Raw genomic sequence first — 14,549 nt, forward strand, 5'->3', positions numbered from 1 at the left:
ACTATAAAGCCTAAGCAATAACATACATAATTAGTATATTTGCTATATAAATTTCAAGGTTTAAACAAAATATATTTAACGATAATATTGTTTTCATTTAAAGTAGAAAAAAATGACACAAAAATCAAAAATCCTTTACACGTTTACAGACGAGGCTCCAATGTTAGCTACGTATTCGTTTTTACCAATCGTACAAGCATTTGCTAAAACAGCAAATATTGACGTTGAGACAAGAGATATTTCTTTAGCAGGACGTATCCTAGCAACTTTTCCTGAATTCTTAAAAGAAGAACAGAGAATAGGAGATGCATTAGCAGAACTAGGAGAATTAGCTAAAACACCTGAAGCTAATATCATTAAATTACCTAATATCTCTGCTTCTATTCCTCAGTTAAATGCTGCTATAAAAGAATTACAAGCTCATGGTTTTGCTGTACCAAATTATACTGCTGATGCAAAAACAGAAGAAGAAAAGGCAATCAAAGCTAAATATGCTAAGATTTTAGGCTCTGCTGTAAATCCAGTCCTTCGTGAAGGTAACTCTGATCGTAGAGCTCCAAAAGCAGTTAAAAACTACGCTAAGAAACACCCACACTCAATGGGTGCATGGGTATCTGATTCTAAAACAAGAGTTGCTTCGATGACTGAAGGAGATTTCTACGGAAGTGAAAAATCAGTTACTGTTGCTAACGATTGTAAATATAAAATCGAATTTGTTAGCACAGACGGTTCAGTTAAGCTGTTAAAAGACTTTGCTCCCTTATTAAAAGGAGAGATTATAGATTCTTCTGCTCTTAATGTAAACAAGTTAAAAGCTTTCGTATCTGAATGTAAAGAAGAAGCAAAAGCTAAAAATATATTATTCTCTACTCACTTAAAAGCAACTATGATGAAGGTATCAGACCCTATCATCTTCGGTGCTGTAGTAGAAGTTTATTTTAAAGAAGTATATGCTAAGTACGCTACATTATTCGCAGACTTAGGTATCATTCCTAACAATGGATTAGGTGACTTATACGCAAAACTAGCAGGACACGCTCAAGAAGCAGAAGTAAAAGCGGCTATCGAAACTGCTATTGCTAATGGACCAGCTATCGCAATGGTAAACTCTGATAAAGGTATTACTAACCTGCACGTACCATCTGATGTAATCGTAGATGCTTCTATGCCAGCTATGATCCGTACTTCAGGTCAAATGTGGAATGCAGAAGGCAAAGCTCAAGATACTTTAGCAATTATTCCAGATAGATGTTATGCAGGTGTATATGAAACTGTAATCGAAGACTGTAAAGTTAATGGAGCTTATAACCCTACAACAATGGGATCTGTACCTAACGTAGGTCTTATGGCTCAAAAAGCGGAAGAATATGGTTCTCACGATAAAACTTTCCAAGCTGAAGCAAATGGAGTTATCCGTGTATCAGATGAAAAAGGAAATATCTTCTTCGAACAAAATGTAGAAACAGGTGATATCTTCAGAATGTGTCAGACTAAAGATGCTCCTATTCAAGACTGGGTAAAACTAGCTGTAAATCGTGCACGCTTGTCAGAGACTCCAGCTATCTTCTGGTTAGACGAAAATAGAGCTCATGATAGAGAAATCATCGCTAAAGTAAATACTTACTTAAAAGACTACGATACAGCTGGTTTAGATATCAGAATCTTAAATCCAGTAGACGCAACTAAATTTTCTGTAGAGAGAATCCGTCAAGGTCTTGATACAATCTCTGTAACAGGAAACGTATTACGTGACTATTTAACTGACTTATTCCCTATCTTAGAAGTAGGTACCTCTGCTAAAATGTTATCTATCGTGCCATTAATGAATGGTGGTGGCTTATTCGAAACAGGAGCAGGAGGTTCTGCACCTAAACATATCGAACAATTTATCGAAGAAGGATACTTACGTTGGGATTCACTAGGAGAATTCTTAGCATTAGGAGCTTCTTTTGAGCACTTAAGCCAAACTCAAAACAATGCTAGTGCAATGGTATTAGCAGAAACGCTAGATGAGGCTACAGCGAAATTCTTAGATAACGATAAGTCTCCTGCACGTAGAGTAGGTTCTATCGATAATCGCGGTTCTCACTTCTATTTAGCAATGTATTGGGCTGAGGCATTAGCTAATCAATCTAAAGATGCTGAACTAAAAGCTAAATTTTCTCCAATAGCTAAAACAATGATAGAAAACGAAGCTAAAATTAATGAAGAATTAATTGGAGCTCAAGGTAAAGCGCAAAACATAGGTGGATACTACCAATCAAATGTAGTTGACACGACTAAAGCAATGCGTCCTAGTGCTACATTAAACAATATTATTGATACTATATAATTATAGTTATCAATATTCTTAAAAAAGGTCATCTTTAACTAGATGGCCTTTTTTTATTACTGATCTAATAGAATCTGATACTTACGACCTATAGGTACTTCATCGTCATTTACAAGAACTAATTTACTTACAAAACGCTCTTTAATATGCTGCTTATTAATAACAAAAGAACGATGTATCTGCACAAACTCTCCCCCTATAAGTTCTGTTTTGAATCCAACTAAAGAGCCATATATAAAATAGCTTTTACGTCTACTCTTTGTAAATATCTTTATGTAATTACCTGCACTCTCTATATAAATAATGTCATTCATATCGATAAAGTAATCAAACCCATCTTCTTTAACTAAAATACTATGAGGTAGATTCTTTTTGATACTATCCTTTCTTTCTTTGCAGAATATTTTAGCTTTCTCTACAGCCTTTAAAAATTTACTAAAAGATATTGGTTTTAAAAGATAATCGATTGCATCATTTTGATATGATTCTAATGCAAATTCAGAGTAAGCTGTTGTAACAATTGTCGTTGGCTTTATAGGCAACATTTCTAACAATTCTAACCCTGATACCAAAGGCATATTAATATCCAAAAAAAGAATATCAACTTCATTGGTTTGTAAAAAAGTTAATGCTTCTTTTCCACTATAAGCATGTCCTATACATTCTAAATCTTCACACTGTTTAATATGACTTAACAACACCTGATGTGCAGGCTTCTCATCATCGATAACTAAACATTTGTAGGTAAATCCCATAATTCTAAGGTAGTTTTATAATGATATTTCGATTTGCTCTTCTTAAACTTATATTTAAGTTGAGACACTTCTAATCTTCTTTCTAAGTTTATTAATCCTAATCCGGTTCCCTTTTGTACCATCTCATCTGGCAAACAGTTATTTTCTAGCTCAAAATATAAATGATTATTATGAACTTTCCCCCTCAGTTTTATACATGGAGAGTCAGATTGAAGAGCAAATTTGATGGCATTTTCTACTAAACTAAAATATAATAAAGGAGGAACCTTAATACTATTTACTTTACCTTCATATTTAATATCCACAATTAAATCATTTGTTCTAAATTTATAATAATTAAAATATTCATTTAAAAATTCAATCTCCTGATCTAATGCTACCCATTCTTTTTTTGTAGCTTCAAGTTGGTACCTTAAGAGTAAAGAGAGCTGTAATATTCGTTCAGGAGTCTCACTGGGGTTGGTTAGAGCTTCTCCATATAAATTATTCATTGCATTAAGTAAAAAGTGAGGGTTCAACTGCATTTTTAAAAAATCTAACTCAGCTACAGTACTTACTAATCTCTTTTCTCTCACAGTAATGTCATTTAATACCCATAAGTGAATAAAATAAGTACCAGTTCCTAAAAAAGCAAGAAATATAACATTGACAATCTCAATTAACCAAGAGTCAAAATCACCTGTATACATGTTCAAAAATCCAGTACCAATAATCACCGCAGTCCAATAACTAAGCATCAGCGGCAAGAAAATATTATAGCGCTTCGTAATAAGATAGTTCTTGATTAAAATGATATTACTGAACAGAACACATCCGTACACAATAAAAAAAGAAGGTAATAATTCTTCCCAAATATCAGTTAGTGAACGATCACTTTTATCTACAGAACTAGCAAAAGTAAAAACACAAAACAGCAGAATGATAACTAAAACATTCCTAACCCAGATATTAGAATAAAACCTCCATAATGACTTCATATAACAAATGTAAAAAATCCTTTAGCACAACTAAACTTATAAAATATCAATTATTTTAATGGCTTTAAAATAATTGATAATATATGTACGTTTTATCTACTAAATAACATCATGCACTTACCTACTTTTGCATTGAAACATAATACATAAAAACTGATGAATAATTACACAAAGTCCACTCGACTGATATTAGGGCTAATATTATATATGTTCACTATCCCATTGCACTTGCAACAAGTTAATGCTAATATAATCAACGAACAAAAAGCCCCCGTCTTAAAAGGAAAGGTAGTCGATAAAAAAACATCCCTAATAGGAGCTACCGTGGCTATCTTAGAACTAAATAAAGTAGATATAACAGATGAAAATGGTGAGTTTTCTTTTAATCTTCCTACTGGTACATATACTATTTCAATCTCCTATTTAGGTTATAGCTCATATAGCAAGAAGATTGATTTAGCCAACGATCAAACAATTACTATTACGTTAAAAGAAGATTCCTCTCAATTAGAAGAATTAGTTATCGTTCAAAACGTTAAAAAAACTAATATCCGAACACCTGAGATGAGTGTAAATAAGCTATCTATAGAAGATGTAAAGAAAATGCCCGCTGTACTTGGAGAAACAGATGTGCTTAAATCAATCCTTTCTTTACCAGGGGTAACGAATGCAGGTGAAGGAGCATCAGGATTTAACGTACGAGGTGGTAGTGCAGGTCAAAATCTAATATTATTAGACGATGCTAACGTCTTTAGTTCATCTCATTTATTTGGTTTCTTTTCTATATTCAATTCAGATGCTATTAATGATCTTAAACTATATAAAGGTGGTATTCCAGCGCGCTTTGGTGGAAGAGCTTCTTCAGTATTAGAAGTCTTTCAAAAGAATGGTAATACCAATGAATATCACGGTACGGGAGGTATAGGAATTATATCAAGTAGATTAATGGCAGAAGGACCTATTCAAAAAGGAAAATCATCTTTCCTAGTGGCAGGAAGAGCTTCATACGCCCACTTATTCCTAAAACTAACAGATAACAACAGTTCTGCCTATTTCTATGATTTAAATACTAAACTAAACTTCCTACTAGATGACAAAAACAAAATAACATTCTCTGGGTATTTTGGTAGAGATGTATTTAACTTTGCTAATCTATTTAAAAACAACTTTGGAAATACAGTATTAAATACTCAATGGCATCATTTGTTCAAAGATGACCTAAGTAGTAAGTTAACGCTTACTTATAGTGATTATATGTATGGATTCGATATGGATTTACTAAAGTTTAAATGGGATTCTAGTATTAAAAACTATCAATTAAAATATGACTTTACTCAAGATATTAATACCACTCTTCAATTAAAATATGGAGTAAGTACACTGTTCTATGACTTCTCACCAGGAACTATAAAACCTACTCGTATTGATTCATCAATAAACTACAGAAAACTAGATTCTAAATACGCTTTTGAAGGTGGTGCATACTTAGAAGCAGAGCAAAGCATAGGTCAACATTTCAGTCTAAATTATGGCGTACGATTCTCTACTTTCTCTAATTTAGGTAAAGAAGATATCAATCTATATCAAGACAGCCAACCTGTCAGATATGATAGTAATCTAGGACTATATAAAATGGCAGATGCTATAGGTAAAGAATCATATAGTAAAGGAAAGAGTATACAGAACTATAATAACTTTGAACCACGCTTAGGACTTGCTTATATCTTAAATGATGACCAATCCATCAAAGCGAGTTATAACAGGATGGCACAGTACATTCATCTAATGTCAAATACAGCTGCTCCTACTCCATTAGATATTTGGACGCCTAGTAGTAAGTATATCAAGCCTGAGATTATCGACCAAGTTGCACTAGGTTACTTCCATAATTTTAAAGAAGGTAAATATAGCTTAGAGACTGAGGTGTTTTATAAAAAAGGAAAGAATAGAATAGACTACATTGACGGAGCTCAATTAATAGGAAATGAAGCAATAGAACGCGTTATATTAGTAGGAGAATCTAGAGCTTATGGTCTAGAATTATTACTTCGTAAAAACTTAGGTAGACTAACAGGATGGATGTCTTATACCTTATCGAAATCAGAACAACGTACACCTGGAAGAACAGCTGAAGAACCAGGTATAAACAATGGTGAATGGTACAGAACAGCTTATGATAAAACACATGACTTCTCTGTAACAGCTATGTATGAATTGAATCCTAAATGGAGCCTTAGCGCTAGTTTTACTTTACAATCTGGGAGACCAACCTCATATCCAGAAGGCAGATACGATTACTTAGGTCAAAGTGTACCTAATTTCGGGAAGAGAAATGCCTATAGTTTACCTTCATATCACCATTTAGATGTATCTGCAACTTATAGTCCTAAAGGCAATGCTCATAAAAGATGGCAAAGTGAATGGGTCTTTGGTATCTATAACTTATACGGCAGAGCCAATGCTGCTTCTATTTCATTTAGAGAAAATGAAGATTATAGAGGTCAGAATGAGGCTGTCAAAATGTCTATTTTTGGTTTAGTACCAAGTGTTACTTACAATTTCAAATTTTAATCCAATGAAAAAAATAATAAAATATATAACATTTCTTTCTTTAGCAATAACTCTATTATCATGCGAAGAAGTAGTACATATAGATTTACCTACTGCTCCGCCTAGATTAGTAGTAGAAGGTAATCTAGACTTTACATCAGCGAGCCCAAATGATACATTAATCATCAAACTATCCTTAACAACTGACTTTTATAATCCGATTACTCCTAAAGTTAATAATGCTTTAGTATGGATAGAAGATGGAGAAGGCAATAGACATCCCTTTAAAGAACGAAATAACACAGGTGAATATGTATCAACTAAAATCAAAAAGAACCTAATAAAAAATGAATATAAGTTACATATAGAATATGATAACGATATATATGAAGCTACAGAAAAACTAGTTGAAACACCTAAAATAGAAAAAATAGAACAACGAAGAGAAAAATTCATTGGTGAAGATTATTATACAATCAGAATCTATTATCAAGATGTAGTAAGACAAGAAAATGAATTAAATTACTATTATACTAATTTACTATACAAAGACGATAGACCACTTCTAAGCATTCGTTCAAATGAACATTCAAAAGGACAGTTAATAGAGGATATCTCTACAGATGAAGATTATAAACCAGGCGATATAATAAAAATAGATCTACATCAAATATCTAGAAACTATTATGATTATATGAATCTAATTATTGGTGCTATAAATAATGGTGGAGGCCCTTTTGAAACACCTGTTTCGAAAATTAAAGGAAATGTAAAGAATCTTACAACACCTGAAAAAGAAGCTTTAGGTTACTTTAGGGTGACAGAAAAACAAACTATAACACATAAAATTTACGAACAATCTAAACCGTAATATATAACAAAAGCCATCTCTAAGAGATGGCTTTTGTTATTTTGATAGTAATTCTTTTGCGTGAACTAACGCCGAATCACTAATATCTTTTCCTGATAACATTTGCGCTATCTCGCGTACTCTTTCGTCATAACTTAATAAAACTAATTGAGATGTAGTAGTTTCATTATTTGAAGTTTTAAACACCTTATAATGCTGTTTACCTTTCGCTGCTATCTGAGGTAAATGAGTTATAGCAAATACTTGCATATGGTTACTCATATCATTCATTATTACTCCCATTTTATCAGCTACTTCACCTGACACACCTGTATCAATCTCATCAAATATAATAGTAGGAAGGTTTGAATAACGTGCTAAGATTGCTTTAATAGCAAGCATAATACGTGACAACTCTCCACCTGAAGCCACTTTTTTAAGTATTCCGAAATCCATTCCTTTATTAGCTGAAAACAACAATTGAAGTTCGTCTTTTCCATTTGCTAAGAAAGCTTTTGACATTGTAAAATCAAATTTAAAATTTGCATTTGGAATACCTACTAATGCTAATATTTCTAATAATTGTTTTATCAATACAGGAACAGCTTTCAACCTTGTACTTGTTAGCTCATCGCCATAAGTATTTAAAACTACTTCTAAGGAGGCAATCTCCTTTTCTAAGGAAGTAATTTTATCATCAATTCCACTAGCTAAATCAACACGTTCTTCTAAGTTATCTCTTAGAACAATTAACTCCTCTACAGTGCCTACTTGATGTTTTCTCTGTAGATTATATAACAATTGGAGTCGTTCATTGATCAAATTTAATTGTTCTGGATCAGCTGACACACTATCTAATTGACTTTCTATTTCATTAGACAGATCCTTCAACTCAATCTCAACACTAACTAGTCGATTATATAATTCTTCGTATTCTTTAGAGATAGAACTCGTTTTTTGGAGTAACTGTTTTACTTCTTTCAGTTGATTACCAATTCCAACTTGATCATCTGTCAAAGCTCCTATTGATTGTCCAAAACACTCTCTTACAAATTCAACATTATTAAGCTTATCATACTCCTGTTCTAATTCCACCTGATCTAATCCATCCAACTTAGCTTGTACCAATTCTTCTAAAAGAAAAGCATTATAATCTTGTTCTTTTAACAAGTCAGCTTGCTGTTGAATTAAATCTCTTAATTGATGTTGAGCTTTCTTATATAGAATTAACTGTTCTTTATATTTGACTAATACTTTGCTATTACCTGCTACAGCATCAACAATCTGCATTTGATAATTTTCATCAGACAACTCCATAGTTTGATGTTGAGAATGAATATCTATCAAGTGCTCAGTTAATCTCTGTAAATCATTCAGATTAACAGGACTATCGTTTACAAAAGCGCGAGACTTTCCGGATGGCAAGATCTCTCTTCTAATGATAGTCGTATCCTCGTATTCTAATTCTAAATCAGTGAATACATCATTTAGTCTATACTTTGCTATACTAAATGCTCCTTCTATAACGCATTTCGCTTCTTTATCTTTTAAAGATGATAAATCAGCACGTTTACCTTGCAACAGCCCAAGTGCTCCCAATACTATGGATTTACCTGCTCCTGTTTCACCAGTAATAATAGAAAAACCGTTAGAAAAATCAATCTCTAAGGTATCAATTAATGCAAAATTCTTTATTGTTAATGATATAAGCATACTATCTAATATATAACTACAAACTATTCCATTTTAAACCATTCAAAGGAGCTAATTTATTTAATAGTTCTACAACTCTTTTTTTATTCTTATCTGTAACTCCACTATACATCCCAACTAACTCATCAGTCTTTGAATCAAAAAAAACACGACTCAAAAAAGAGTTTGGCCTAGAAGCATTTAAATTATCTAAAGAATTCAAAGCTTGAAAAACACCTTCTCTCCCCTCACTAACATTACTACTCATTCTATCAAGTCCTAAACGATGATATTTATATAAGGCTTCTTTATAAGAAGATCCTATTCCAGAAGTAAGATCACTAATAAATGCTGCGCGAGTATTATTTCCATCACCTTGTTTCCACCCTCTATAATTAGATTGTTGAGCCATACTAGCAATAGTATTAGCAGACTGTAAATAACTATTTCCTCCGCCTAAATTAAAAGTCTCTGCATCTAGACCTACAATTAAATTTGCATAGAAACCTATTAACGAAGTTAAGTTAGAATCGTAAGAAGTTGGATTGTAGTATAAAGATTCAAACTCTACATAATTAAAAGTAATGTCTTTATCATTAAATAAAAGTACTTGAGTAGAATAACTTGAATTGTACACAGGTCTAGAAGATTTTACTTGGAGAGTTCCAGATACAGTATTATTCCCATAAGTTGTTACATTTAGAAAAAACATACAATCTATCCTCTCCACTGAACCAAATTTCTTTGAAGTCCAACTAGTATTATTTATAAAATCTTTTAGAGACTTCTCTAAAGATTTAAAATATGCTTGATGTGTATTACCTACTTGACTATGATTAACAGTTACTGTTGCATTTAACTCTTGAGCATAACCACTTAGAATTATAAAAAACGAACCGAAAAGCCAAATAAGTTTATTCATAATGTTTAATTATCTTATATATAATATCTACTGCGACTTCTTCTTTTAACTTTAATTCCTTGGGTTCAATGTTAAAGTCTTTATCTATAAAGGTAACTTTATTAGTTGGTTTTCCAAAGCCAGCTCCATCATCTTTTAAAGAATTTAAAACGATAAAGTCTAGATTCTTTTTCTTGATTTTAGCCTTTGCATGTTCTATTTCATTTTGAGTCTCTAAAGCAAAACCCACTAAATATTGTTTGTCTTTTATACCACCAAGTGAAGCTAATATATCAGGGTTCTTTTCCATTTCTATAATAAACTCTTCACTATCTTTTTTTATTTTCTCTGTGGCAACCTCTTTTGGTCGATAATCTGCTACAGCTGCAGCAGCTACAACTACGTCAACCTCCGAAAAATATTTATGACATTCATTATACATTTCTAGAGCTGACATAACTTTAATTACCTGCACATTCTCATGTAATATCTTTTGGTTACTAGGCCCCGATATAAGTATTACTTGAGCACCTTTTTTAGCAGCTTCTAATGCAATATCGTATCCCATCTTACCTGAAGAATGATTCCCAATAAAACGAACAGGATCAATTGGTTCATAAGTTGGTCCAGCAGTCACTAGTACCTTCTTCCCACTCAGGAGTTGATTTGTTTTAAACGTATCTCGTACAGCCTTCACGATAGTTTCTGGTTCCGCCATTCTACCTTTTCCGATCAGTCCGCTGGCTAATTCACCATCCTCAGCTGGAATAATTATATTCCCAAAACTTGCTAATAATTCTAAATTTTTATTTGTAGTTGGATGCATATACATATCCAAATCCATTGCAGGAGCAACCATTACAGGACATTTTGCAGATAAATATATAGCCATTAATAAGTTATCACAATAACCGTTAGACATCTTAGCTAAAGTATTAGCTGTCGCAGGGGCAACGATCATTAAATCCGCCCATAATGCTAACTCTACATGATTATTCCATGTTCCTCCTTCATCACCAGCATTGAAGAAATTAGTATAAGCTGGCTTCTTTGATAAAGTAGCTAAAGTATAAGGAGTTACAAATTGATGAGAAGCAGGTGTCATGATTACTTGAACCTCTGCACCTGCTTTTATAAGTAAACGTACTAAGTGCGCCGTTTTATACGCGGCAATTCCACCAGTTACGCCCAGTATTATTCTTTTACCGCCTAAATTTGACATCACTAAGTGTTTTTATTTTTCTACTTCTTTGAACGAAACTTTACCTTCTAACCATTCTTCAACAGCTAATGCTTGTGCTTTAGGCAATTTTTCATAAAATTTAGAAACTTCAATCTGTTCTTTATTTTCAAATACCTCGTCTAAACTATCATTGTAAGTAGCGAACTCCTCTAACTTATCAACCAATTCATTTTTGATGTCAGTGTTGATTTGGTTTGCTCTCTTAGCAATTATAGTAATCGCCTCATAAATATTTCCTGTAGGCTCTTCAATCTTACTTTTATTATAAGTAATCGTGTTTACTGGAGCATTTGTCTTCTTTAAATCCATCTCTTTCGCTTAAGTTATTTTGAAAATTTTGCTAATTCTACATCTATGTTCGCAAGCATATAATCTGCTTGACTTTTGTATTTTGTTTCAGCATTAAATCGTACTAATACATCGTACATTGTTTTAGCTGATTTAAGTCGATCTTCCATTTTATAACTCACACTATTCATTGCTAATTTATAAGCAGAATCTAGTTTATAAAACAAGGCATCTTCTTTATATTCTGTACCTGGATAATCATAAATAAAATTATCAAGTGCTATAATTGCGGCTCCATAATTTCTAGTATACTCTCCTATCGTATTAAGTTGCTTCGCATTTTCAAAAGTCTTCTTCTCAATCTTCTTATTCAAATCCGTCATAATCGAATTAGCTTCAAAAACATAATTTGATGCAGGATATTGATCGATAAACCTTTGTAACTTATCTATTACTTCATAAGTTATTCTTTGATCCAAAGAATATACAGGAGAAAGAGATAAACCTGACTTAATTTCCATTAATAAGGCTTCTTCTCTTTTCTCACTTCTTGGATAAGTTGCTGCAAAGTTTTTAAAACGAGGTGCAGCCACTTCGTAGTCTTTTGTCATAAAAGAAGCCATTGCAAAGTTAAAAAACATATCTTCTGCTTTCGGATTCGCTCTATAAACAGTCTCTAATTGCTCATATAAACGAATAGCATTTCTATATTTTTTCTTCTCATAAAACTGATTTGCAATTTCTTTTTTAAATTCGTAATCTTCTGACTTCAAAGCCTTTTGCATAGGCCCACAGCTAGCTATAGAAAGCATAAGAATAGATAAACCAATATATTTTTTCATAAATGTTTTTCGTTGTTTTTGACAAAAGCATTTCCAAGATAGTCCTGTAAAAGCAAATGCAAATTTAAATTAATAATTGCATTATACAAAAAGCTTTTTATATTAAAAAGAAAAGATGTCTAAAATGACATCTTTTCTTATAAATCATTATATCTTAAACGATTAAATTGTAGGATTAGTATTCCCTTGTTGGTTAAAGTTTTTGATATCATTATCAAATAAATATAACCCTCCTTTATCATCTCCGATAAGGTTTATTTTATCTAAGATTGTACGTGCTGTAGCTTCCTCTTCGATCTGTTCTGCTACATACCATTGTAAGAAATTATGTGTTGCATAATCTCTTTCTTCTAAAGCTACATGTACCAATTCATTGATGCTTTGAGACACAAAAACCTCATGATCAAATAACTGTTTAAACAATGCTTTAAACGAAGTATGATCTAACTCTGGTTTAGTCACTGCAGGAATAACTGCTTGACCTCCTCTTTGGTTAACATACTTTACTAGTTTTAACATGTGTTGACGCTCTTCATCAGATTGCGCAAACATAAATGTTGATATACCTTCAAATCCTTGTATTTCTGCCCAAGAAGCCATTTCTAAATAAATTTGTGACGAATCACCTTCTATTTTTATCTGCTCGTTAAGCGCTTTTTCTAATTTTACTGATAACATAACTCTCTTTTTTTAATTAAGCGATTTGTATTCTTTGTCTATTCGCGATGCTAATTCAGCATCAACTGGAACTAGAGGTAAACGCAATGTGTTTCCCATTACACCTTCCACTTTTAATATCTCTTTTATTCCAGCAGGATTACCTTGCTCAAATATCATATCTATAATAGGCATTAATTGATATTGTAGTTCAAAAGCTTCCTTTACATTTCCTTTTAAACCAAAGCGAATCATATCCGTAAATTTCTGTGGCACTCCTTGTCCAATAACAGAAATAACTCCCGCTCCACCTGCTAACACTAAAGGCAATGCTATAGCATCATCCCCCGAAATAACTAAGAACTCTTTACGCGTACTTTGACGGATAAGTTCCATTCCTTGTACCATGCTTCCAGCAGCTTCCTTTATACCAATTATATTGCTAAACTCATTTGCTAAACGTACTACTGTACTAACAGCCATATTACTCCCTGTTCTACCTGGAACATTATATAAAATAATAGGCAACAGACTCTTAAGTGCTATTTGCTTAAAATGCTGATAAATACCTTCCTGCGTTGGTTTATTATAATAAGGTGATACCGATAATATTGCATCAAATCCTTCTAAATTCTCTTCATTTAACTCTTCTAATACAGCTTGTGTATTATTTCCTCCTACTCCTAATACTAATGGCAATCTTTGCTTATTAGCCTTTATAACGGTACGTTTGACTAATTGTTTCTCTTCGTTGCTAAGCGTAGCTGATTCTCCTGTAGTTCCTAATACTACTAGATATTCTACCCCTCTTGCTGTTGTGTATTCTACCAAATCCTGTAATGCTTCTACATCTACAGAAAAATCGTTTCTAAATGGCGTTACTAATGCCACTCCCGTACCAATAAGTGATTGCATAGTTATTTTAAATTATTAATGTTTAAAAACGTTTATATATTTATATAAATTCTCAATAAAACTGTCTACCTCTAGACTTTCTAATACTAAACTAAAATGATTTAGCATTGTATTCTCACTCGAAACACCTACCTTAAATAAAGCATTCGACTTTGCTGTCATCCACATTAATGGTACAGCTTTATTAGTATAATAACTAACTAATATGTCAAATTGCTTTTCAATAAAATCAAGTATCTCAATATTCTCAGTACTACCAGAAATAGTAAAATCTTTCATTCCAAAACACCCTTCTTCCAATATTTTCTTATTCTCAGAAGTGTAAATTAAAACTTTTATCTTAACACCACTTATCCCTTTTCTCTCAAATGCTTTGATTAAGTCAGGAATAATACGAGCATCTGATTTATTAACTAAGATTCCTACTTCTTTAAACTCATATTTAAAATCCGCAGGTAATGCTTTTAATGTTGACTTTTCTACTACTTTACTGAGTGATCTTTTCTTTAAAGTATTAAACCACATATAAGTTACTCTTTTTTGTAAA

General features: G+C 32.3%; 13 protein-coding genes. 3 read left to right on the forward strand and 10 right to left on the reverse strand.

Annotation, left to right across the window (positions count from 1 at the left end; genetic code table 11):
• The first annotated feature begins 112 nt into the window (after positions 1–112).
• Positions 113–2,332: an NADP-dependent isocitrate dehydrogenase gene (locus LNQ81_RS01735; RefSeq protein ID WP_229944456.1), complete on the forward strand. Its 2,220-nt coding sequence runs from the start codon at positions 113–115 to the stop codon at positions 2,330–2,332.
• 56 nt (positions 2,333–2,388) lie between these two features.
• On the opposite strand, the gene LNQ81_RS01740 is transcribed toward LNQ81_RS01735, so the two are convergent.
• On the reverse strand, positions 2,389–3,087 hold the full coding sequence (locus LNQ81_RS01740) for a LytR/AlgR family response regulator transcription factor (protein ID WP_229944457.1): 699 nt from the start codon (positions 3,085–3,087) through the stop codon (positions 2,389–2,391).
• Entirely contained in the window at positions 3,063–4,064 is a 1,002-nt protein-coding gene (locus LNQ81_RS01745) for a sensor histidine kinase (RefSeq protein WP_229944459.1), read from the reverse strand. Before LNQ81_RS01745 ends, LNQ81_RS01740 begins: the two co-directional genes overlap by 25 nt.
• A 156-nt stretch (positions 4,065–4,220) precedes the next feature.
• Between LNQ81_RS01745 and LNQ81_RS01750 the strand changes: the two genes are divergently transcribed.
• Together LNQ81_RS01750 and LNQ81_RS01755 are read left to right on the forward strand one after the other, a co-directional pair.
• Entirely contained in the window at positions 4,221–6,635 is a 2,415-nt protein-coding gene (locus tag LNQ81_RS01750; RefSeq protein WP_229944460.1) for a TonB-dependent receptor, read from the forward strand.
• 4 nt (positions 6,636–6,639) lie between these two features.
• Complete coding sequence (locus LNQ81_RS01755; protein WP_229944461.1) at positions 6,640–7,485, forward strand: DUF4249 domain-containing protein; 846 nt, start codon at positions 6,640–6,642, stop codon at positions 7,483–7,485.
• Between the two features lie 36 nt (positions 7,486–7,521).
• Here the strand turns inward: LNQ81_RS01755 and recN are convergent, their stop codons facing one another.
• The 8 genes from recN to LNQ81_RS01795 all read right to left on the reverse strand — a co-directional run bounded on the left by recN (position 7,522) and on the right by LNQ81_RS01795 (position 14,527).
• A complete protein-coding gene (gene recN, locus LNQ81_RS01760; protein ID WP_229944462.1) occupies positions 7,522–9,177 on the reverse strand; it encodes a DNA repair protein RecN in 1,656 nt (551 codons plus the stop codon).
• Positions 9,178–9,193: 16 nt separating this feature from the next.
• A complete protein-coding gene (porD, locus tag LNQ81_RS01765; RefSeq protein WP_229944463.1) occupies positions 9,194–10,078 on the reverse strand; it encodes a type IX secretion system protein PorD in 885 nt (294 codons plus the stop codon).
• Positions 10,071–11,279 carry a bifunctional phosphopantothenoylcysteine decarboxylase/phosphopantothenate--cysteine ligase CoaBC gene (coaBC, locus tag LNQ81_RS01770; RefSeq protein ID WP_229944464.1) on the reverse strand — a complete coding sequence of 403 codons (1,209 nt, stop codon included), beginning with the start codon at positions 11,277–11,279 and terminating at the stop codon, positions 10,071–10,073. Before coaBC ends, porD begins: the two co-directional genes overlap by 8 nt.
• Before the next feature lie 12 nt (positions 11,280–11,291).
• Positions 11,292–11,609 (reverse strand): DNA-directed RNA polymerase subunit omega, encoded by a 318-nt coding sequence (locus LNQ81_RS01775; RefSeq protein ID WP_229944465.1) that lies wholly within the window; start codon positions 11,607–11,609, stop codon positions 11,292–11,294.
• Between the two features lie 14 nt (positions 11,610–11,623).
• The gene (locus tag LNQ81_RS01780; protein WP_229944466.1) at positions 11,624–12,430 is read right to left on the reverse strand and encodes an outer membrane protein assembly factor BamD; all 807 of its coding nucleotides are present in this window, start codon (positions 12,428–12,430) and stop codon (positions 11,624–11,626) included.
• Positions 12,431–12,592: 162 nt separating this feature from the next.
• Entirely contained in the window at positions 12,593–13,108 is a 516-nt protein-coding gene (locus tag LNQ81_RS01785) for a ferritin (RefSeq protein WP_229944467.1), read from the reverse strand.
• A 12-nt stretch (positions 13,109–13,120) separates the two neighbouring features.
• Complete coding sequence (gene dapA, locus LNQ81_RS01790; RefSeq protein WP_229944468.1) at positions 13,121–14,002, reverse strand: 4-hydroxy-tetrahydrodipicolinate synthase; 882 nt, start codon at positions 14,000–14,002, stop codon at positions 13,121–13,123.
• 15 nt (positions 14,003–14,017) lie between these two features.
• A complete protein-coding gene (locus tag LNQ81_RS01795; RefSeq protein ID WP_229944469.1) occupies positions 14,018–14,527 on the reverse strand; it encodes a DUF6913 domain-containing protein in 510 nt (169 codons plus the stop codon).
• Between the last annotated feature and the right edge of the window lie 22 nt (positions 14,528–14,549).

The sequence above is a fragment of the Myroides oncorhynchi genome, from assembly GCF_020905415.1.
Classification (GTDB): domain Bacteria; phylum Bacteroidota; class Bacteroidia; order Flavobacteriales; family Flavobacteriaceae; genus Flavobacterium; species Flavobacterium oncorhynchi_A.